General features: G+C 57.3%; 17 protein-coding genes. 11 read left to right on the forward strand and 6 right to left on the reverse strand.

Annotated features, from left to right (window positions below; genetic code table 11):
- The 9 genes from rpsF to JWR17_RS15865 form a co-directional block, all read left to right on the forward strand.
- Positions 1–359, forward strand: a 359-nt coding sequence (rpsF, locus tag JWR17_RS15825; protein ID WP_299832876.1) for a 30S ribosomal protein S6, incomplete at its 5' end; no start/stop codon positions are given.
- Between the two features lie 28 nt (positions 360–387).
- Positions 388–618, forward strand: coding sequence for a 30S ribosomal protein S18 (gene rpsR / locus JWR17_RS15830; RefSeq protein ID WP_002551829.1), 231 nt, complete (start codon positions 388–390; stop codon positions 616–618).
- A gap of 38 nt (positions 619–656) precedes the next feature.
- Positions 657–1,553 (forward strand): hypothetical protein, encoded by an 897-nt coding sequence (locus JWR17_RS15835; RefSeq protein ID WP_299832878.1) that lies wholly within the window; start codon positions 657–659, stop codon positions 1,551–1,553.
- Between the two features lie 19 nt (positions 1,554–1,572).
- Positions 1,573–2,019 (forward strand): 50S ribosomal protein L9, encoded by a 447-nt coding sequence (gene rplI / locus JWR17_RS15840; protein WP_299832879.1) that lies wholly within the window; start codon positions 1,573–1,575, stop codon positions 2,017–2,019.
- 108 nt (positions 2,020–2,127) lie between these two features.
- Complete coding sequence (gene dnaB, locus JWR17_RS15845) at positions 2,128–3,522, forward strand: replicative DNA helicase (protein ID WP_299832880.1); 1,395 nt, start codon at positions 2,128–2,130, stop codon at positions 3,520–3,522.
- A gap of 191 nt (positions 3,523–3,713) precedes the next feature.
- Positions 3,714–6,014, forward strand: coding sequence for a YgiQ family radical SAM protein (locus JWR17_RS15850; protein ID WP_299832881.1), 2,301 nt, complete (start codon positions 3,714–3,716; stop codon positions 6,012–6,014).
- 518 nt (positions 6,015–6,532) lie between these two features.
- Positions 6,533–9,823 (forward strand): DUF2126 domain-containing protein, encoded by a 3,291-nt coding sequence (locus JWR17_RS15855; RefSeq protein ID WP_299832882.1) that lies wholly within the window; start codon positions 6,533–6,535, stop codon positions 9,821–9,823.
- A gap of 101 nt (positions 9,824–9,924) precedes the next feature.
- On the forward strand, positions 9,925–12,411 hold the full coding sequence (locus JWR17_RS15860; protein WP_299832883.1) for a circularly permuted type 2 ATP-grasp protein: 2,487 nt from the start codon (positions 9,925–9,927) through the stop codon (positions 12,409–12,411).
- Complete coding sequence (locus tag JWR17_RS15865; RefSeq protein ID WP_299832884.1) at positions 12,411–13,313, forward strand: transglutaminase family protein; 903 nt, start codon at positions 12,411–12,413, stop codon at positions 13,311–13,313. Before JWR17_RS15860 ends, JWR17_RS15865 begins: the two co-directional genes overlap by 1 nt.
- A gap of 105 nt (positions 13,314–13,418) precedes the next feature.
- Here the strand turns inward: JWR17_RS15865 and JWR17_RS15870 are convergent, their stop codons facing one another.
- Positions 13,419–13,604, reverse strand: a complete 186-nt coding sequence (locus JWR17_RS15870) for a hypothetical protein (protein ID WP_299832885.1) — start codon at positions 13,602–13,604, stop codon at positions 13,419–13,421.
- 97 nt (positions 13,605–13,701) lie between these two features.
- The gene (locus JWR17_RS15875; protein WP_299832886.1) at positions 13,702–14,289 is read right to left on the reverse strand and encodes a TIGR00730 family Rossman fold protein; all 588 of its coding nucleotides are present in this window, start codon (positions 14,287–14,289) and stop codon (positions 13,702–13,704) included.
- Positions 14,290–14,641: 352 nt separating this feature from the next.
- Between JWR17_RS15875 and azu the strand changes: the two genes are divergently transcribed.
- On the forward strand, positions 14,642–15,088 hold the full coding sequence (gene azu / locus JWR17_RS15880) for an azurin (RefSeq protein ID WP_299832887.1): 447 nt from the start codon (positions 14,642–14,644) through the stop codon (positions 15,086–15,088).
- A 124-nt stretch (positions 15,089–15,212) separates the two neighbouring features.
- Here the strand turns inward: azu and JWR17_RS15885 are convergent, their stop codons facing one another.
- From JWR17_RS15885 to pncB, 3 genes are all read right to left on the reverse strand, one after another.
- The gene (locus tag JWR17_RS15885) at positions 15,213–16,232 is read right to left on the reverse strand and encodes a DUF1338 family protein (RefSeq protein WP_299832888.1); all 1,020 of its coding nucleotides are present in this window, start codon (positions 16,230–16,232) and stop codon (positions 15,213–15,215) included.
- Between the two features lie 188 nt (positions 16,233–16,420).
- Entirely contained in the window at positions 16,421–17,248 is an 828-nt protein-coding gene (gene nadE, locus JWR17_RS15890) for an ammonia-dependent NAD(+) synthetase (RefSeq protein ID WP_299832889.1), read from the reverse strand.
- Between the two features lie 3 nt (positions 17,249–17,251).
- Positions 17,252–18,511 (reverse strand): nicotinate phosphoribosyltransferase, encoded by a 1,260-nt coding sequence (pncB, locus tag JWR17_RS15895; protein ID WP_299832890.1) that lies wholly within the window; start codon positions 18,509–18,511, stop codon positions 17,252–17,254.
- A 308-nt stretch (positions 18,512–18,819) separates the two neighbouring features.
- On the opposite strand from pncB, the gene JWR17_RS15900 reads away from it, so the two are divergent.
- Positions 18,820–19,806, forward strand: coding sequence for a hypothetical protein (locus JWR17_RS15900; protein ID WP_299832891.1), 987 nt, complete (start codon positions 18,820–18,822; stop codon positions 19,804–19,806).
- 2 nt (positions 19,807–19,808) lie between these two features.
- Here JWR17_RS15900 and JWR17_RS15905 read toward each other — a convergent pair whose 3' ends face one another.
- Positions 19,809–20,705, reverse strand: a complete 897-nt coding sequence (locus JWR17_RS15905; RefSeq protein WP_299832892.1) for a LysR substrate-binding domain-containing protein — start codon at positions 20,703–20,705, stop codon at positions 19,809–19,811.
- Between the last annotated feature and the right edge of the window lie 92 nt (positions 20,706–20,797).

Consider the following 20,797-nt stretch of genomic DNA (forward strand, 5'->3'; position numbering starts at 1 on the left):
AGCGTTACACCAAGCTGATCGAAGAAGACGGCGGCAAAATCCACCGTCTGGAAGATTGGGGCCGTCGTCAACTGGCCTACGCAATCAACAATGTTCACAAGGCTCACTACGTGATGCTGAACGTTGAATGCACCGGTAAGGCTTTGGCTGAACTGGAAGACAACTTCCGTTACAACGATGCCGTGATCCGTAACCTGGTCATCCGTCGCGACGAAGCCGTAACTGGTCAGTCCGAGATGCTCAAGGCCGAAGAAAACCGCAGCGAGCGCCGTGAGCGTCGTGACCGTCCTGAGCACTCCGACAGCGCCGATGGCGATGACGGTGACAACGGTGACGCCAGCGATAACGCTGACGAGTAATCCACGGACCTTTTGAGGAGCCAATTACATGGCACGTTTCTTCCGTCGTCGTAAATTCTGCCGCTTCACCGCTGAAGACGTGAAGGAGATCGATTACAAAGATCTCAACACTCTGAAAGCATACGTATCCGAGACCGGCAAAATCGTTCCAAGCCGTATCACTGGTACAAAAGCTCGTTATCAGCGTCAGCTGGCCACCGCTATCAAGCGTGCCCGCTTCCTGGCCCTGCTGGCCTACACCGACAGCCACGGCCGCTGAGACCAGGCAGTCGACAAAAGTAGTAAGGGATAGAACGCATGCGCGCCATGGCTAATTTCATCATGCGCGGCCGCGTGCAGGCCACTCTCGTAGTGGTCGGGTGTGCGGCATTGCCGTTGTTGTTTTGGTTGAGTGCTGCCGCGGGTTGCCTTGTGCTTCTGCGGCGCGGTTTGAGTGATGCCGTTGGCATCCTCGCCTGGGCTTTACTGCCGGCTTTTGTCTGGTGGTATTTCGGAGAGCCTCGCACACTTATGGTGTTGCTGGGTTCACTGGGGTTGGCAGCGTTGTTACGCGCCAGCGAGTCCTGGGTCCGCGTGCTGCTGGTCAGCGTGGCACTGGGTCTGTTGTACGCAGTGATTCTGGGTGCGGTTTTCCGCGAACCCATCGAAGTGATGGCGCAGGAGTTGCAAAAACTTCTGCCGCAGGTCCTCGAAGGGCTCTACCAACAATTGTCGGTAGAAGAGCGAGCGCGTCTGGGAGCATTGATTGCACCGGTACTCAACGGCCTGATTGCGGCTTTGTTGCAGATCGTCAGTGTGCTCACCCTGATTCTGGGGCGTTACTGGCAAGCGTTGTTGTACAACCCTGGTGGTTTTGGCCGCGAATTTCGCGGCATAAGACTCCCGAGGGGACCGGCGATGTTGCTGCTGGTGTTAATGCTTCTGGGGCCGAATCTCGGTCCGCAGATGGCGATGTTGACACCGTTGTGCAGCGTACCGCTGGTGTTCGCCGGGCTGGCTCTGGTTCATGGCCTGGTTGCTGAAAAGCGACTGGGCAGGTTCTGGCTGGTGGGGTTGTACGTAACGCTGTTGCTGTTTATGCAGCTGATCTATCCGTTGCTGGTGGTGTTTGCCATCGTCGACAGCCTGATTGATTTTCGCGGTCGTTTTGCGTCGAAAGACGTTGATAACGGCTCTGCGGACGGTGAAGGTTAAAAGTTAAGAGGATTTTCACATGCAACTGATCCTTCTGGAAAAAGTCGCGAACCTGGGCAACCTGGGCGACAAAGTAAATGTTAAGGCCGGTTACGGTCGTAACTATCTGCTGCCGTACGGCAAAGCAACCGCTGCAACCGCTGCCAACGTGGCTGCGTTTGAAGAGCGTCGTGCAGAGCTGGAAAAACTGGCTGCAGACAAAAAAGCTTCGGCTGAAACTCGCGCTGCCCAACTGGCTGAGCTGGAAGTGACTATCACTGCCACCGCCGGTGACGAAGGCAAGCTGTTCGGCTCGATCGGTACGCACGACATCGCTGATGCACTGACCGCCTCTGGCGTTGAAGTTGCAAAAAGCGAAGTTCGTCTGCCGAACGGCACTATCCGTAACGTTGGTGAATACGACGTGGCCGTGCACCTGCACAGCGACGTAGAAGCAACCGTACGCGTTATTGTAGTAGCAGCTTAAGCAGCACTTAACGCTTGGCGACTTGCTTGCCAGACGTTTAACATCGGGCACGATCCTGTTCACAGGTCGTGCCCTTTGTCTTTCTGTTCTCCCTGATTTTAAGTGGCCATGAACGAAATATCCGCCCCCGAGCAATACGACCTGCAAACCGCTGCCCTCAAGGTGCCGCCGCACTCCATCGAGGCTGAACAAGCCGTGCTCGGTGGTTTGATGCTGGACAACAACGCCTGGGAGCGCGTGCTCGATCAAGTATCCGATGGCGATTTTTATCGACATGACCACCGTTTGATCTTCCGTGCCATCGCTAAACTGGCCGATCAAAACAGCCCCATCGACGTCGTGACCCTGTCCGAGCAACTGGACAAAGAAGGCCAGACGTCTCAGGTCGGCGGTTTGGGCTACCTCAGTGAGCTGGCGAAAAACATTCCGTCGGTCGCCAACATCAAGGCTTACGCGCAAATCGTGCGTGAGCGGGCGACCTTACGGCAGTTGATCGGCATCAGCGCCGAAATCGCCGACAGCGCGTTTAACCCGGAAGGGCGCAGTGCCGCCGAGATTCTCGACGAAGCTGAGCGGCAGATCTTCCAGATCGCCGAAGCGCGGCCCAAGAGTGGTGGTCCGGTCAGCGTCAACGACTTGCTGACCAAAGCCATTGACCGCATCGACACGCTGTTCAACACCGATAACGCAATCACCGGCCTGTCCACCGGTTACACCGACCTGGATGAGAAAACCAGTGGATTGCAACCGTCCGACTTGATCATCGTCGCCGGTCGACCGTCCATGGGTAAGACCACCTTCGCCATGAACCTGGTGGAAAACGCGGTTCTGCGCAGCGACAAAGTGGTTTTGGTTTATTCGCTTGAGATGCCAGGCGAATCGCTGATCATGCGTATGCTGTCTTCGCTGGGTCGCATCGACCAGTCCAAGGTCCGCGCCGGGCGGCTGGAAGACGATGACTGGCCGCGCCTGACCTCGGCGGTCAACTTACTCAACGACCGCAAATTGTTCATTGATGACACCGCCGGTATCAGCCCTTCGGAGATGCGTGCGCGTACTCGCCGGGTGGTGCGAGAGCACGGCGAAGTCGGCCTGATCATGATCGACTACCTGCAGCTGATGCAGATTCCGGGTTCCAGCGGTGACAATCGGACCAACGAGATTTCCGAGATTTCCCGTTCGTTGAAATCCTTGGCGAAAGAATTTCAATGCCCCGTGGTCGCCCTGTCTCAGCTCAACCGCTCCCTTGAGCAGCGGCCCAACAAGCGTCCGATCAACTCCGACTTGCGGGAGTCCGGAGCGATCGAGCAAGATGCTGACGTGATCATGTTCGTCTACCGGGACGAGGTGTATCACCCGGAAACCGAACACAAAGGGATTGCCGAAATCATCATCGGTAAGCAGCGTAACGGCCCAATCGGCACTACGCGCCTGGCGTTTATCGGTAAATACACCCGATTCGAAAACCTCGCGCCGGGCAGTTACAACTTCGACGAGGATTGATGCTGTAGCCCTCTGTCGGAGCCAACTTGTTGGCGATGCGGTTGGCCTGATAGACCGCATCATGTTTCTCGCCAACGAGCTGGCTCCTACAGGGGAATTCCAATTCCGACCATTACCGTCGGAATTGGTCAAATTTTGTGCTATATTCCGCGCCCGCGATTTTCCAACGTGTACACGCGCAGGTTTTTGATATGCAAGCAGCCAAGCCGTTATTTGACTATCCCAAGTACTGGGCCGAGTGTTTCGGGCCAGCACCTTTCCTGCCCATGAGCCGGGAAGAGATGGATCAGCTTGGCTGGGATTCCTGCGACATCATTATCGTCACCGGCGATGCATACGTGGACCATCCATCTTTTGGCATGGCGATCATCGGCCGGCTGCTGGAGTCTCAGGGCTTTCGCGTCGGGATCATTGCCCAGCCAGACTGGCATTCCAAAGACGACTTCATGAAGCTTGGCGAGCCGAACCTGTTTTTCGGGGTCGCCGCCGGCAACATGGACTCGATGATCAACCGCTACACCGCTGACAAAAAAGTCCGCTCCGATGACGCCTACACGCCCGGCGGTATGGCCGGCAAGCGTCCGGATCGTGCAAGTCTGGTGTACAGCCAGCGCTGCAAGGAAGCCTACAAGCATGTACCGATCGTATTGGGCGGCATCGAAGCTTCCTTGCGCCGCATTGCGCATTACGACTACTGGCAAGACCGGGTCCGTAACTCAATTCTGATCGACGCTTGCGCCGACATCCTGCTGTACGGCAACGCCGAACGCGCGATTGTCGAAGTTGCACAGCGTTTGTCTTACGGCCATAAAATTGAAGAAATCACCGACGTTCGCGGCACGGCGTTCATCCGTCGCGATACGCCAGCAGGCTGGTACGAGGTTGACTCCACGCGTATCGACCGTCCGGGCAAGATCGACAAGATCATCAACCCGTACGTTAATACCCAGGACACCCAGGCCTGCGCCATCGAGCAAGACAAAGGGCCGGTGGACGATCCGCAAGAAGCCAAGGTCGTGCAATTGCTGGCCAGCCCTCGGATGACGCGGGATAAAACGGTTATCCGCTTGCCGTCGATGGAGAAAGTCCGGGCTGACTCGGTCTTGTACGCCCACGCCAACCGTGTATTGCACCTGGAAACCAACCCCGGTAATGCCCGTGCGTTAGTGCAGAAACACGGCGAAGTCGACGTCTGGTTCAACCCGCCTCCGATTCCTATGACCACCGAAGAAATGGACTACGTGTTCGGCATGCCCTATGCGCGCATTCCCCACCCGGCGTATGGCAAGGAGAAAATCCCCGCCTACGACATGATTCGTTTCTCGGTGAACATCATGCGTGGCTGCTTCGGCGGCTGCACCTTCTGCTCGATTACCGAGCACGAAGGCCGGATCATTCAGAACCGTTCCGAAGAATCGATCATCCGCGAAATCGAAGAGATCCGCGACAAAGTCCCGGGTTTCACTGGTGTCATCTCCGACCTTGGCGGCCCGACGGCGAACATGTATCGCATCGCCTGCAAAAGCCCCGAGATCGAATCCGCATGCCGCAAACCGTCCTGTGTCTTTCCTGGAATTTGCCCGAACCTGAACACTGACCATTCGTCGCTGATTCAGCTGTATCGCAGTGCGCGCGCGTTGCCGGGCGTGAAGAAAATTCTGATCGCTTCCGGTTTGCGTTATGACCTCGCGGTCGAATCGCCGGAATACGTCAGAGAGTTGGTGACTCACCACGTTGGTGGTTACTTGAAGATCGCCCCGGAACACACCGAGGAAGGTCCGCTTAACCAGATGATGAAGCCGGGCATCGGCAGCTATGACAAATTCAAGCGCATGTTCGAGAAGTATTCGAAAGAAGCCGGCAAAGAGCAGTACCTGATTCCTTACTTCATCGCTGCCCACCCCGGCACCACCGACGAAGACATGATGAACCTGTCGCTGTGGCTCAAGGGCAACGGTTTTCGCGCCGATCAGGTGCAAGCGTTCTACCCGTCACCAATGGCCACCGCCACGGCGATGTACCACTCGGGCAAGAACCCGCTGCGCAAGGTTTCCTACAAGAGCGACTCGGTCACTATCGTTAAAAGTGAAGAGCAGCGCCGGTTGCACAAGGCGTTCCTGCGCTATCACGATCCGAAAGGTTGGCCGTCATTGCGTGAAGCGCTTATCCGCATGGGCCGTGCCGATTTGATCGGGTCGGGCAAAGACCAGTTGATTCCCCTGCATCAGCCCGCCACTGACGGTTATCAAAGCGCGCGCCGAAAGAACTCGACGCCGGTCGGCAGCCATAAAGTCGCCAAGACCACATTGATTCAGACCCAGCACACCGGCTTGCCGCCCCGCGCCAGCGATGGTGGTAACCCGTGGGACAAGCGTGAAGAGGCCAAGGCCGCTGCGTTCGCTCGCAACAAGCAAGCGAGCAAAGAGCGTATCGATGCGTCCAAGGGCAAAGGCCCAAAACCGCCAAAGCGCAAGCCAGCCGTTCCGCGCTAAAGACTGTTGTGTAGGAGCCACTTGCTGGCGAGGCGGGCGACGCGGTGTATCCGATGCGCCGCATCGCTGTCTATATCGCCAACACGTTGGCTCTTATCAACACGCATATCTTATTGACTTAAAGATAATCCGTAGGAGCTGCCGAAGGCTGCCATTCGACCGGGAACCGGTCGCCTTCGTGATACCGCTGAAGGGAAACCCGTCGCCCGCGACCCCGGCCTATCGCAGCCTACGGGTTCAGTGTTTGCTGCGCGACAGCGCGGCGTCGAAGACGTGGCGGACCCTCGCACAGATCGGGGTTTTTCCGGATGGGTAGGTCCTGCAAAGACTCCGGCTTGACCCATCAGAAATATTTCTCTCGCCCCGCTCTTTTTTTGTGCAACGCTTGCACGGTAGGGCAGTGGCGGCGCCTTAATGGTGCCCAGCGCGCTCATTGCTTTCAAGAACCGCCCGTATTTACCCGGATGGCATAAGTCTTGCGCGGTTCCATTACCGTCCAGGCTCGCAGGAGGCACGCCGTGTCGATTCATATCGCCTTGCACCACGTCACGCATTACCGCTACGACCGAGCGGTTGAACTGGGTCCGCAGATCGTGCGCCTACGCCCGGCGGCCCACAGCCGCACGCGGATTTTGTCCTACTCCTTGAAAGTCCTGCCCGACAACCACTTCATCAATTGGCAGCAAGACCCACAGGGTAACTATTTAGCGCGCTTGGTCTTCCCCGAGAAAACCACGGAGCTGCGGGTCGAAGTCGATCTTGTTGCCGAAATGGCCGTGTTTAACCCGTTCGACTTTTTCCTTGAGCCGTACGCGGACAAAATTCCTTTCGTTTACGCCAGCGAAGAGCAGCGTGAACTGGCGCCGTACCTAGCCACTCTGCCGCTGACGCCGAAGTTTGCCGCTTACCTGGCGAGCATCGACCGTACGCCGCTGCCGACCATTGATTTCCTGGTGGCACTGAACCAGCGTCTCAGCCAAGACATTGCTTACCTGATTCGCATGGAGCCGGGGGTTCAGACGCCGGAATTCACATTAGAAAACGCTTCCGGCTCCTGCCGTGACTCGGCCTGGCTGCTGGTACAGCTAATGCGCAACCTGGGCATGGCCGCACGGTTTGTCTCGGGCTATCTGATTCAGCTCAAGGCCGACGTCGAAGCCCTCGACGGCCCTTCCGGCACTGACGTCGACTTCACTGACCTGCACGCCTGGTGCGAGGTTTACTTGCCTGGCGCCGGTTGGGTGGGGCTCGATGCCACGTCCGGCCTGTTTGCCGGTGAAGGTCATATTCCGCTGGCCTGCAGCCCCGAGCCATCGTCGGCGGCGCCTATCAGCGGTTTGGTCGAGCCGTGCGAAACGGAATTCACCCACGAAATGTCCGTGGAGCGGATTTGGGAGGCGCCACGTGTCACTCAACCGTACAGCGAAGACCAATGGCTGGCGATCCAGGCCCTCGGCCGTAAGATCGATACCGATCTGATCGCCGCCGATGTACGCCTGACCATGGGCGGCGAGCCGACATTCGTCTCCATTGATGACCGCGACGGTGATGAATGGAACACCGCAGCCCTGGGGCCGGAAAAGCGCAAACTGTCCGCCGAGCTTTATCAGCGCATGCGCAAGCACTACGCGCCGCTGGGCATCGTGCATTTCGGGCAGGGCAAGTGGTATCCCGGTGAGCAACTGCCGCGCTGGTCGCTGAACTGTTTTTGGCGCAAAGACGGCCAGCCGGTGTGGCACAACAACGCGTTGATCGCTGATGAAGGCGAAGACTACGGCGCCGATGGCGAAATGGCCGGGCGTTTCCTTGCCAGCGTTGCCGAGCGCTTGAAGTTGCCGGTGCGTTTCGTATTTCCGGCCTATGAAGACAATTTCTATTACCTGTGGCGCGAAGGAGCGTTGCCGCTGAACGTCAGTGCCGAGGATTCGCGTCTTGAGGACACGCTTGAGCGTGATCGCCTGCGCAAAGTCTTCACTCAAGGTCTGGACAAAGTCATCGGTCAAGTGCTGCCGCTGACCCGCGCCAAGGCTGGGGATAAATGGCAAAGCGGTCGTTGGTTCTTGCGTGACGAACACTGCCGACTGGTGCCGGGCGATTCGGCGTTGGGGTATCGACTGCCCTTGGCCTCACAACCCTGGGTCAAAGCGTCGGAATACCCATTCATTCACCCCACCGACCATAACCAGGATTTCCCGGAGCTGCCGAGCAGCGAACAGGTGCAATCGCAGCTCAACAGCCTGACCGAACAGGTCAATGCCGATGATGAGCGCGAACCCAAGCCGGCCGAGTCCGCCCATTGGCTGACCCGCACGGCTTTGTGTGCCGAAGCCCGTGAAGGACGGTTGTACGTGTTTATGCCGCCGCTGGAAAAGCTCGAGGATTACCTTGAGTTGGTCAGCGCAGTCGAAGCCACCGCCGGGGAGCTGCATTGCCCGGTATTGCTTGAAGGCTATGAGCCGCCAAGCGACCCGCGCCTGGCGAATTTCCGGATTACCCCCGATCCAGGTGTGATCGAAGTCAACGTGCAACCCTCGGCAAGCTGGGATGAGTTGGTGGAGCGCACGGAATTTTTGTACGAGCAGGCGCGGCTGACTCGCTTGACCACCGAGAAATTCATGATCGATGGCCGTCATACCGGCACCGGTGGCGGCAACCACTTCGTCCTTGGCGGCGCGACACCTGCGGATTCGCCGTTTTTGCGGCGCCCGGACCTGTTGCGCAGCCTGCTTAGCTACTGGCACAACCATCCCTCGCTGTCATACCTGTTTTCGGGCCTGTTCATTGGCCCGACCTCCCAGGCACCCAGGGTCGACGAAGCCCGTAACGACTCGCTGTATGAGATGGAAATCGCTTTCTCGCAAATGCCCGCGCCCGGTGAAGAGTGCGCGCCATGGTTGGTCGACCGGCTGCTGCGCAACCTGCTGATCGACGTCACCGGCAACACCCATCGGGCAGAATTCTGCGTCGACAAACTCTACTCCCCGGACGGCGCCACTGGGCGCTTGGGCTTGCTTGAGTTACGGGCCTTCGAAATGCCGCCCCATGCGCGCATGAGTCTGGCGCAGCAGTTATTGCTTCGGGCCTTGGTGGCGCGCTTCTGGCGTGAACCCTACGCTCCGGCCAAGCTGGCGCGTTGGGGCACGCAGCTGCACGACCGCTTCATGCTGCCGCACTTTATCGAGCAGGATTTTGCCGACGTCATCGTCGAACTGACCGCCGCCGGTTATCCGTTGCGTGCCGAGTGGTTTGCGGCGCATCTGGAATTTCGCTTCCCCAAAGTCGGCGATTACGCCGTCAGCGGCATCGATCTGGAAATTCGTCAGGCGCTGGAACCTTGGCACGTGCTGGGTGAAGAGGGCGCGGCAGGCGGTGCGGTGCGCTATGTCGACTCATCGCTGGAACGCTTGCAGGTCAAACTCAACGGTTTGCCACCGCAGCGTTACATGCTGACCTGCAACGGCATTCCGGTGCCGCTGCAACCTACGGGACGCGTCGGCGAATTCGTTGCCGGAGTGCGTTATCGTGCCTGGCAGCCCGCCAATTGCCTGCAGCCAACTATTGCGACCCATGCGCCGCTGGTTTTTGACCTGCTGGACACATGGATGCAGCGTTCCCTGGGCGGCTGCGAGTATCATGTCGCGCATCCTGGCGGGCGCAATTATGAAACCTTGCCGGTCAATGCCAACGAAGCGGAAAGTCGACGTCTTTCACGCTTCTTCCGCATTGGCCATAGCCCTGGCAAATTGGAAGTGCCGTTGCTGACCGTTAACGATGAGCTGCCGATGACGCTGGACATGCGTCGCCACTAAAAACAAAGCCCCATCAGAACAATGCCACGCGAAGGCTCGCTCATTCGCGTGTCATCTGTTCTGCGTTAACTTGACGTCCTTTGCTGTCTGCCGAGCCTTCCATGCCCGACCTGCTTGACCGCTATCCGCTCACGACGGGTACTTATCACGAGATGCTCGATGCCAGCGGCGCCATTCGGCCGCATTGGCAACAGCTGTATGAGCATCTGCAACGCAGCACTCCTGCGCAGTTGATTCAGCGCCAGGCACTGCTGTCCCGGCAGATTCAAGAGAACGGTGTGACCTACAACGTTTACGCCGATCCCAAGGGCGCCGACCGGCCCTGGGAGCTGGACCTGTTGCCGCACCTCATTCCGGCGCAGGAATGGGCCGCTGTCGCCGCAGGCATCGCTCAGCGCGCTCGTTTGCTGAATGCCGTGCTGGCTGATCTTTATGGGCCGCAACAGTTGATCGCCGACGGCTTGCTGCCAGCCGAGCTGGTGTTCGGGCATAACAATTACTTGTGGCCGTGTCAGGGCGTGAAACCGCCCGAAGGCACGTTCTTGCACATGTATGCCGTGGATTTGGCGCGAACTCCGGATGGGCGATGGTGGGTCACTGCTGACCGGACCCAGGCGCCGTCGGGTGCGGGTTACTCCCTGGAGAATCGACAAATCGTGTCCCGGGCATTTCCCGACATGTATCGCGACTTACAGGTGCAGCACCTGACCGGATTCTTCCGGGCATTGCAGGAAACACTCGCACGCCAGGCGCCTACGGACAAAGAGCCACCGCTGGTGGTGCTGTTGACCCCTGGCCGCTTCAACGAAAGCTATTTTGAGCACTTGTACCTGGCTCGACAGTTGGGTTATCCACTGGTCGAAGGCGGTGATCTGACCGTTCGTGACGCCACGGTTTACCTGAAGACCTTAAGCGGTTTGCGTCGGGTGCACGCGATCATGCGCCGTCTCGACGATGACTTTTGCGATCCACTGGAGTTGCGTACTGACTCGGCCCTGGGGGTTCCCGGTTTGCTTGAAGCGGTTCGCCAAGGCCGGGTTCTGGTCGCCAATGCCTTGGGTAGCGGTGTACTGGAGTCGCCGGGTCTGCTGGGTTTTTTGCCGAAAATCAATCAGCACCTGTTTGGCGAAGAGCTGATTTTGCCGTCCGTGGCCACGTGGTGGTGCGGCGAGCCACCGGTTCTGGCCCAGGCGCTGGAGAAACTTCCAGACTTGCTGATCAAACCAGCATTCCCTTCACAAAGCTTTGCACCGGTATTCGGCCGTGATTTGAATACCGAGCAGCGTCAGGCGCTGGCTTTACGGATGCAAGCCCGCCCGTACGCCTACGTCGCGCAAGAACTGGCGCAGTTATCCCACGCGCCGGTGTGGCAACCCGATGGCGCACAGCTGCAACCGCGAGCCATCGGCATGCGCGTCTACGCCGTCGCCAGCGCTGACGGTTATGAAGTGCTGCCCGGTGGGCTGACCCGGGTTGCTGCCGAAGCTGACGCCGACGTGGTGTCGATGCAGCGTGGCGGTGCGAGCAAAGACACCTGGGTGTTGGGCGAGCGGGCAGATGGCATCAAACCGTGGAAAACCCAGCGCGCGTTGGGTGTTCGCGATCTGATCCGGCGTGACCCTTACCTGCCTTCACGGGTGGTCGAAAACCTGTTTTGGTTTGGCCGCTACTGCGAGCGCTGCGATAACAGCGCGCGTTTGCTGCGGATCATGCTCACTCGCTATGTCGACGGCGATGATCCGTTGGCGTTGCAGGCAGCGGTGGAACTGGGTGAAACCTTGCACCTGCTGCCCGAAGAAGGTGATCTGCAAGAGCGCTTGCTTGCCGCCTTGTTGGGCGACGACTGGTCGCAAAGCCTGCGCGCCAATCTGCAGCGTTTGCAGTGGGCCGCCTCACAGGTGCGCGGTAAACTCTCGCGGGAAAATTGGCAGGCGTTGGTTGAGCTGCAGCGCGAGTCCCTGAGCCTGGAAACCGACGAGCCTGACTTCGGCGAGCTGCTCGATTTCCTCAACCGATTGGTGATGTCACTGGCGGCCTTATCCGGTTTCGCCCTGGACGACATGACCCGCGATGAAGGTTGGCGCTTTTTGATGATGGGTCGGCGTATCGAGCGTCTGCAATTTCTCTCCAGCAGTTTTGCGGCATTCTTGCGCGACGCCGCAGTAAACGATCAAGCGGGCCTGGAATGGCTGCTGGAACTGGGCAATAGCAGCATCACCTACCGCTCGCGCTATCTGGCGATGCCGCAGTTGATCCCCGTACTCGACCTGTTATTACTTGATGAGCAGAACCCGCACGCCGTGTTGTTTCAGCTGAAACTGGTGACGCGCTCATTGAACCGTTTGAACGAAGATTTCGGCGCGCCCCGGGACAGCAGCCTGACACTATTGATTCAGCGCTTGTCCGCCTTCGATCTAGGCAGCCTGGAAAACCCACTGTTTGGCAAAAGCAGCGTGCGCGCGGTTCTCGACGGCTTGGCGAAGTTACTGCAAGACATCGGTGACACCAGCGGACTGGTGTCTGACCGCCTGGCCCTGCGTCACTTTGCCCATGTTGATGATGTCAGCCAACGCACGGTGTCCGTCTGATGAGCGCGCATTACCAGATTTTTCATGACACCCACTACAAATACGACAGTCCCGTGTCCCTGGCTCAGCAGTTGGCGCACCTGTGGCCACGGCCCTGCGCATGGCAGCGCTGCACCCAACAGGAATTGTTGATCAGCCCGGCGCCCACCAGTCGCCGCGATGAACTGGACGTCTTTGGCAACCCGATGACCCGCCTGGCGTTCGAACGGCCCCACGATGAATTACAGGTCAGCGCCCGGCTGAGGATCGAAGTGCTGGCGCGGCCATCGCTGGACTTCGAGCTGTCTGCTGGCTGGAATGCCACCAGCCGCGCGTTGACCTACAGCGGTATGCCGCTGTCGCCCGATATTCTTGAGGCGTGTCGGTTTCGCTTCGAATCACCGTACGTGCATTTGAAACAGACGTTCGTCGATTTCTCCGCCAGTTGTTTTGCGCCCAACCGGCCGCTGCTCCTGTGCGTGCAAGCGCTGATGGAGAAGATCTTTAGCGAGTTCACCTTCGACGAAGAGGCCACTCAGGTCGCCACGCCCCTGGTTGAGGTGCTGGAAAACCGCCGTGGGGTGTGCCAGGACTTCGCTCACCTGATGTTGGCCTGCCTGCGTTCGCGGGGGCTGGCGGCGCGCTACGTTAGTGGCTACTTACTAACCCAGCCACCACCGGGCCAGCCACGAATGATCGGCGCCGACGCGTCACACGCATGGGTGTCGGTATTTTGTCCGGTGTTGGGTTGGGTGGATTTTGATCCGACCAACAATGTGCAGCCGACACTGGAGCATATCAGCCTGGCCTGGGGCCGTGATTTCTCGGATGTATCGCCGTTGCGTGGAGTGATTCTTGGCGGAGGCAGCCATGACCCGGAAGTGGAAGTGACGGTAATGCCCGTCAGCGCCGAGGGGGTTTGATCAGCCTTTAAAAAAGGCGGGACGATTTAGAGGGCATGCCGTCGTCTGCCGCTTGAGCGACAGACGTGGCGTACGGGTTTCGTCGGTTGGCGAAACCCAGCGGTATCAGCTGGCAGGTGTCGGTTCTACTGTTGTCTCAGCGTCGTCGGCAGGCTCTTGGCCTTCAACGGTTTCGCCTTCTGCGCCGGTTTCGGTCAGAGCGGCCGTTTTCTTCTGCAGCTTTTCCTCTTTCTTCTGCTCTTTTGCCAGATCTCTCTGACGTTTGGCGAAGGAATAATTAGGTTTAGCCATGGGCGGTCCTCTGTTTAGGCGGGAAATGCCGCCATTCTGCCTGAGAACGGCACGGTACACACGGCGTTGTGTGCCAAACGGTCCATGAACTGTCCTGTCAGGTAGGTTTTCGACCCTCCCACTTTGGTACGGCCACCGGTTTCCAGGCATTTAACGTGTCTAGCAAGTCAGTAGGCGAATCACTGATCTGCAGCATCGTGCGATGCTCGGCGCGCACAAAACCTTCGCTGACCAGATGGTCCAGGAAACCGGTCAGTTTGCTGTAGAAGCCGTTTACATCCATTAGCCCCAATGGTTTGCCGTGGTAACCCAGTTGGCCCCAGGTCCAGACCTCAAACAACTCTTCAAGGGTACCCAGGCCACCGGGAAGCGCGATAAACGCATCACTGAGCTCGGCCATCCGCGCTTTACGCGCGTGCATGCCATCGACGACTTCCAGGCGGGTCAGACCGTTGTGGCCCAGTTCCAGGCTGCGCAAACTTTCGGGGATGATGCCAATCACTTCGCCGCCAGCTGCCAGAGCGGCATCTGCAACGACCCCCATCAGGCCGACGGCGCCACCGCCGTAAATGAGCGTCAGCCCACGTTCAGCCAGCGTACGGCCCAACACAACGGCCGCTTCGCGATAGGCCGGATTGCTGCCAGTACTGGCACCGCAAAAAACACAAACGGACTTTAAAGACATTGCCTACTCCTTGGTCATCAATGCCACAGAGTAAAGGCTTGGCCTGGTCAGTCCAAGTGCCAGTGGCGCTGAAAGCGTTCGTGAGGTTGTTCATAGGTGCCGCTGGCGCCACAGGCGTAAACGGCAAGCAAGCTACGGAAAAGCTGTTGAGGTGCATGGTCTACGCTCCTGAATGATGGCCCATGCTATGCCGCCGCCGTGGGGTTGACCGGTTGATTCTTTCCATGGTGGCGATAGTCATCTGCGTTACATTGACCTAGGTCATTGGAACTTGAGTGCAAATCAGGCAGTCTTTCTGTATACAATCCGTGATCCAAAGAACAACAACTTAATCTCGCCCTGGAGACTCATCATGATTCGTAAACTTGTCGCTGTATCCCTGCTAACCCTCGCGAGTGGCCATTTGTTGGCGGCGGAATGCAGTGTTGATGTCGATTCAACGGACCAGATGACCTACAGCACTAAAAACATCGACATCGACAAGAGCTGCAAAACCTTCACCGTTAACCTGACCCACTCCGGCAGCTTGCCGAAAAACGTCATGGGTCATAACTGGGTGTTGGCTAAAGAAGCGGATGCGCAGCCGGTCGCCACCGATGGCCTGAGCGCGAGCATTGACAAGAATTATCTGAAAGACGGCGACGCACGCGTTATCGCCCACACTAAAATCATCGGCGCAGGCGAAAAGGATTCGGTGACTTTTGATGTGTCGAAGCTGACGGCTGGCGAAGCGTATGCATTCTTCTGCACGTTCCCAGGCCACATCAGCATGATGAAAGGGATTGTTGCGGTTAAATAGTAACGACTGCCCCTGTTGGAGCTGCCGAAGGCTGCGATAAGGTCGCAACGACCTTCAGCGATTTCAGGAGCGCGACCGGTTTCCGGTTGAATCGCAGCCTTCGGCAGCTCCAACAGGGTATGAATTACTTAGATCCAGTCATTTTGAAGATACCCTGGGCGTTGCTGCTGTCGAAGTTCAGGTCGAGCCTGTCATCAATGGGGTCGGTTTTGCGTTGAATGAATTCAACAAACGAGCCCGGCACCTTGTGCTCTTGCAGCTTTCCGCTCGCATCCGCCATTGTCCGTTTTACCGTGCACGCTTTGTAGGCGGTCTGCATGACCCTGCCTGAGGCAGATGTTTCAATGCTGTCCTTCATCGGCCTGTCCCGACGAGTTTGCTCGGCGACCACCGATTGCAGATCAACCACCCGATCCGTCAGATGATTGAAGCTGTTGCCCTCGGTTGAAATCCACGCCATTTCCGCGCTCTCGCTGAGTAATTGCTGGTAATCGGCATGCCGCACCACGCCGTGTTGGCGGCCAAACGCCTCATACACACCCGGTAGCAAGCGGTAAGCCTCCCTCAACGAGCAATGACGGGTCAATTGCAGGCGCTTAAGGATGCTTAGGTGCTCGGCGTTCAGAGGATCACGACTGGAACTGACCACGCGTTCCACCGCACCTTGGAAGGCCTCGCTGAAACGACCGGGGTGCAGTTCGGACACAAAGAACTGAGCGATGTCTTCCGGCAGGTCTTGCTGGCGATAGCCCCAGCCGGTCATGTTCAGTTTGGTCAGCGGATACGTGCGCACATCGGTGAAGCCCAATGGCTCCAGCAAGCGGGTGAACGCCAGGCGCCCGCGAGGTAGCTCGCCGTTGGCGAACCAGTCCACGGTACGAATCGCGCCGTGATCGAATATGACTTTGCGTTGTTGCTCGGCTTGTTCATCAACATACAGACGGCCTGCGGGTACGGCTTCGACCAGTTTATGAAACAGGCACAGGTTCAGCGCTTCAGCCAGCCACACACGGTGCAACTCAGCATCGCTCCAGGTGAAGTCATGCAACCCTTGGGGCACCTCTACATGGGCTTCAAGCCACTGCGCGGCGGGTTGGCCGACAACGGATGCAACAAGCGAAAACAAGCCTTCGAAGGAGGACATAAGCAACGGGCTCTGACGGTAAAAAGTAGACCCCTATGAAAGCCTCGATGGCCGGACACGACAAGCGAAAAAAAACGGCGGGTTCATTCCTTTTTCTATCGCACTCAAGGAGCCAACTTGTTGGCGAGGCGTTTTACCTGACACACCGCCTCGCCAACAAGTTGGCCCCTACCCAGCAAGTTATGCTGTTACGGCGCGTAGGGTTGTTCGCGCTTGTGTTGGGTCTTGAGGTAGGTGTCGCGGATGATTTTAAACGCTGCCTCGCGAACCGGCTCGCCGTGCAGGAAGGCGTCGATCTCGGCGTAGGTCACGCCGTGTGAAGCTTCGTCTGGTTTACCTGGCACCAGATCCTCAAGGTCGGCAGTCGGTACTTTTTCCACCAATGACTGCGGGGCGCCGAAACTGCGGGCAATGGCCCGAACCTGATTTTTCACCAGCCCACTGAGCGGTGCGATGTCGCAAGCGCCGTCGCCGAACTTGGTGAAAAAACCCATTACCGCTTCCGCCGCATGGTCAGTACCAATGACCAGACCCTGACGTGCACCGGCAATTGCGTACTGCGCCACCATGCGCATCCGCGCCTTGGTATTGCCCGTCACGAAATCCACTACACTGGCGTGCTGACCCTCGAACGCCTTGATCTGCGCCGTCAATGCCTGCACCGAAGGGCCAATGTTTACGGTATGCGTTTCGTCCGGCTTGATGCATTCAAGGCTCGCCTGGGCTTCGTGCTCATCGGCCTGAGTCTGATACGGCAGGCGTACAGCGATGAAGCAATAACTTTTATCCCCGGTGCTTTCGCGCAATTGTTCTACTGCACGCTGTGCAAGCAGCCCGGCAGTCAGTGAGTCAACGCCGCCACTGATGCCCAGCACTAACGTTTTGAGTTGTGAGTTTTTTAGACACTGCTGGATAAAACCAATCCGTCGCGCGAGTTCCGCTTCAAGGGCGTTCTGGTCGGCGAAAGGCGGTTGAACATTGAGTTCTGCAGCGATCTGGAGCTGTACGGCTTGCATGGTTCACTCCTCAACAAGTTTTGCGGGGACGGAAGATTTTATAGGCGCCAGCTCGGCGACCGGGCTGACCGGCACTTTGAAAACATGACGCAGATAGGCAACAAAGTTCGGATCCTTGCACTGCGTCTTACCGGGTTCGTCGGAAATCTTGGCCACTGCCTGGCCTGCACAAGCGGTCATCTTGAGCACAATACTCATGGGCTCAATGCCCGGAATATCAGCGGTCAAGTTGGTGCCAATACCGAAGCTGACATTGATCCGACCACGCAAGGCGCGGAATATTTCCAGGGCTTTAGGCAAATTCAGGCCGTCTGAAAAGACCAGTGTCTTGCTCATGGGATCGATACCGAGCTTTTGATAGTGGGCTATGCATTTTTCGGCCCACTGCACCGGGTCGCCGGAATCATGCCGCAGACCATCGAATAGCTTGGCGAAGTACAGATCGAAATCGTTGAGGAATGCATCGGTGGTGATGCAGTCCGTCAGGGCGATCCCCAGCAGCCCACGGTATTCACGGACCCAGCAATCGAGCGCAACGATTTGGCTGTCGATCAGCCGCGGCCCCAACTGTTGGTGGGCCATGATCCATTCATGGGCCATGGTTCCCAGGGGTTTCAAGTCGAGTTTGCGCGCCAGCTCAACGTTGCTGGTGCCGACAAACTGGCCGGGGAAATCGTGCTTGAGTACCGAAACCACTTCCTCTTGTACGCGGTACGAGAAGCGGCGACGGGTGCCGAAATCAGCCACTTTCAATTCAGCCAGTTCGTCGCTGGAGGCGTTGGCTTGCAGCCAGTCGAACTTGCGGTACAGCTGATCCCGGGCCTGCACCAGCAGCGTGCCGGGGTGGCGGATGCGGTTGCGCACTTCGCTGACAATCGCCAGAAGTGGGACCTCAAACATGATCACGTGCAGCCATGGCCCGTGCAGGCGAATGCGCAACTCGCCATCTTCGATGTGAGTTTGCACGTAGCGCATATTGAAGCGGAACAGGCCAAGAAAACGTAAAAAATCAGGCTTCATAAAGCTGATGCGTTCAAGAAAACCCAACTGCTCAGGTCCCATGGACAGCTCGCACAGCAGGGCGATCTGATGGCGAATCTCGGTCAGATAAGGCCGCAGATCTTCGCCATTGCGGCAGCGGAACTCCCACTCCACATCCACGTTGGGGTAGTTGTGCAGTACCGCTTGCATCATGGTCAGCTTGTAGAAGTCGGTGTCGAGCAGGTTCTGCACAACACGATCGGAGAAGGCGCTTTCGCTCATCGAGTCGCTCCAGCGGGACCGGCCGCTTGCTGCGGCCTAACGAAATTCAAATTGGACGTCGCCTGCCGCGAGCCAGGGCCAAAGGCAGTGCGCTGCTTTTGTAATAAGGCAGACATGATGCCAGCAGGAAGCGCTGTGGGGCAGAATTCTTTCACGAATAGCTGCAACGCTTGATCCAGCGCAATGGGGCTTGGTCTGGACATTGGTTGTCTGGCATCTATTGGTCCCCCTCCGGATTGTAGGATCGTTCCTGATTTTATGTAGTCAATGGATGTTCTTCGGTTTTGAACTGTTATCGGTGTTGTTAAGTGAATAGACTTTCGCCCTTGGATGTGAGTAGGGGTGGAATGTCGATGCATTGTTTAAAAGTTATCGTGTTGATGAGTTTGGTTTTTTTAAGTGGTTGTAAAGAAGAGTTTGCGGTCTTGGAGTTTGACGTCCCTGTAGAACAGAGGCAAGTGGTCTCTGCGCAGGCGTATATTAGCGTGGACTACAGAGAAATGCTCCGTGAAAAATTAACGGCTCATGGAATAGACCTCAATAGAATTGAACTGACCAAGGATAAAGGCAATTCTAAAATCCTCAATGTAGTATTCCCATACGGCTCAATGAGCGTGCCGCAACGGGAGCAGATAAAGGCCGTGCTTACCGACATTATTTCGTCGCGCACTCACTGGAAATTCAAGGCTAACCTACGGCCGCACTGGAATACGCTCAATTTAACCAGCGAGGCCGGCCGTCAGCTGGCGTTGGAAATATCGCAGCAGGTGACGCTCGAATCCTCCGACCCATTCAAGGTTATCCTCGCGGGGAAAGCTACCTTTGACTCGGTGATCTCCACGTTGCTCGATAATAAAGTATCGCAAGAGTTCTTCTGTCATGTGGAGTTGGAATTACAAAACGCTATTCCTTTCGCAAGCATTATAAGTGTTGATGCATTCGACCCGCCTGAAAGGGTAACAGGTAACGTTATGCTGAAAAAAATAATGCCTGGAAACAGTGCGTATAAAGTGTCGGCGACGTTCTATGTGGAAGACGATAATATGCGTCGAACGATTAATGAGAAAAGACTGGTCATTTCTAATTCCGTACTGCCGGACGGTAACGATGTGAAGGCGCTTTCGTTTGAAGTTGGAAGCTTGGGTGAGCAAGCTTCCAGAGGCGGAAAATTATCCGGTTCGTCCTATCATCGGCTTGAAAAACAATGCATGGAAATGGCCGGCAACCTGGGCCGACCGTTCTCATTCCAGTTCGGAAATGGGCTCGACCGACTCAATAAGGTAACCTTTCTTTAAACCTATACCACATCCAGCTGCTCAAGCATCCAACTGACAAAATCACGGATTTTGGGCACTTCAGCGGTGTGCTCTGGATAGGCCATGTAATAAGCATCATGGCTCGGCAGGGGATGGGGCCACGGGATCACCAGCTTGCCTTCCGCCAGTTCTTCTTCGACCAGAAAGCGCGGCAGTAGCGCGACTCCGCACCCGACCTGCGCCGCGCGGATACACATATAGAACGTCTCAAAGCGCGGCCCATGGTAGCTGTATTCGGTTTGATAGCCTTGGCTGTCAAACCATTCGTGCCAAGCTTGGGGTCGCGAGCCACTTTGCAGCAACACGAGCTGGCTCAGCTGCGTAGGGTCAGTGAATGGCGTTGCTGGCAAGCTGCCGGGCGCGCACACGGGAATCAGTTCTTCGTTGAACAACCTCACCGATTCGGCCCCAGGTCGTGCGCCTTGGCCAAAGTAGAACGTCAGGTCGCAGCGGCCTTGAATCAAGTCGTCCTGCTCCTGCTCGCTGACCAAGTCCAAATGAATATGCGGATGACGCAGCCGCCAGCCTTTCAGCCGCGGCACTAACCAGCGGGCGCCAAAGGTCGGCGGGGTGGACACGCGCAAGACCTCGGTTTCGCCACCATAAGAACGCAGGTAGTGGGTAGACATCTCCACTTGCACCAGAATCTTGCGCACTTCACCCAGGTACAGCGCGCCCGCCGGGGTCAACTGTAAGCGTCGGCGGACTCGGCGAAACAGCAAGTGCTGCACCAATTCCTCAAGCTGTGCGACTTGCTTGCTGACCGCGCTCTGGGTCAGGTTGAGTTCTTCAGCTGCGCGGGTGAAACTCAGGTGCCGGGTCACCGCTTCGAAGCATTGCAGCGCGGTGATCGATGGCAAATGGCGTTTGTTGAGCATGGTCTGGCCTATGGTTTTTCGACACTGCCAGGACACACGCACAGGGCAGCATGAATAAACGGAATGATATCTCGCCTAATGGTCGTTTGTTC

The organism is Pseudomonas sp. (genome assembly GCF_028293835.1).
Classification (GTDB): domain Bacteria; phylum Pseudomonadota; class Gammaproteobacteria; order Pseudomonadales; family Pseudomonadaceae; genus Aquipseudomonas.

Excerpts from the sequence above, each read along its gene's own strand:
- rpsR (WP_002551829.1), top strand. The coding sequence starts at position 388 with ATGGCACGTTTCTTCCGTCGTCGTAAATTCTGCCGCTTCACCGCTGAA.
- JWR17_RS15835 (WP_299832878.1), top strand. The coding sequence starts at position 657 with ATGCGCGCCATGGCTAATTTCATCATGCGCGGCCGCGTGCAGGCCACT.
- rplI (WP_299832879.1), top strand. The coding sequence starts at position 1,573 with ATGCAACTGATCCTTCTGGAAAAAGTCGCGAACCTGGGCAACCTGGGC.
- dnaB (WP_299832880.1), top strand. The coding sequence starts at position 2,128 with ATGAACGAAATATCCGCCCCCGAGCAATACGACCTGCAAACCGCTGCC.
- JWR17_RS15850 (WP_299832881.1), top strand. The coding sequence starts at position 3,714 with ATGCAAGCAGCCAAGCCGTTATTTGACTATCCCAAGTACTGGGCCGAG.
- JWR17_RS15860 (WP_299832883.1), top strand. The coding sequence starts at position 9,925 with ATGCCCGACCTGCTTGACCGCTATCCGCTCACGACGGGTACTTATCAC.
- JWR17_RS15865 (WP_299832884.1), top strand. The coding sequence starts at position 12,411 with ATGAGCGCGCATTACCAGATTTTTCATGACACCCACTACAAATACGAC.
- JWR17_RS15870 (WP_299832885.1), bottom strand. The coding sequence starts at position 13,604 with ATGGCTAAACCTAATTATTCCTTCGCCAAACGTCAGAGAGATCTGGCA.
- JWR17_RS15875 (WP_299832886.1), bottom strand. The coding sequence starts at position 14,289 with ATGTCTTTAAAGTCCGTTTGTGTTTTTTGCGGTGCCAGTACTGGCAGC.
- azu (WP_299832887.1), top strand. The coding sequence starts at position 14,642 with ATGATTCGTAAACTTGTCGCTGTATCCCTGCTAACCCTCGCGAGTGGC.
- JWR17_RS15885 (WP_299832888.1), bottom strand. The coding sequence starts at position 16,232 with ATGTCCTCCTTCGAAGGCTTGTTTTCGCTTGTTGCATCCGTTGTCGGC.
- nadE (WP_299832889.1), bottom strand. The coding sequence starts at position 17,248 with ATGCAAGCCGTACAGCTCCAGATCGCTGCAGAACTCAATGTTCAACCG.
- pncB (WP_299832890.1), bottom strand. The coding sequence starts at position 18,511 with ATGAGCGAAAGCGCCTTCTCCGATCGTGTTGTGCAGAACCTGCTCGAC.
- JWR17_RS15905 (WP_299832892.1), bottom strand. The coding sequence starts at position 20,705 with ATGCTCAACAAACGCCATTTGCCATCGATCACCGCGCTGCAATGCTTC.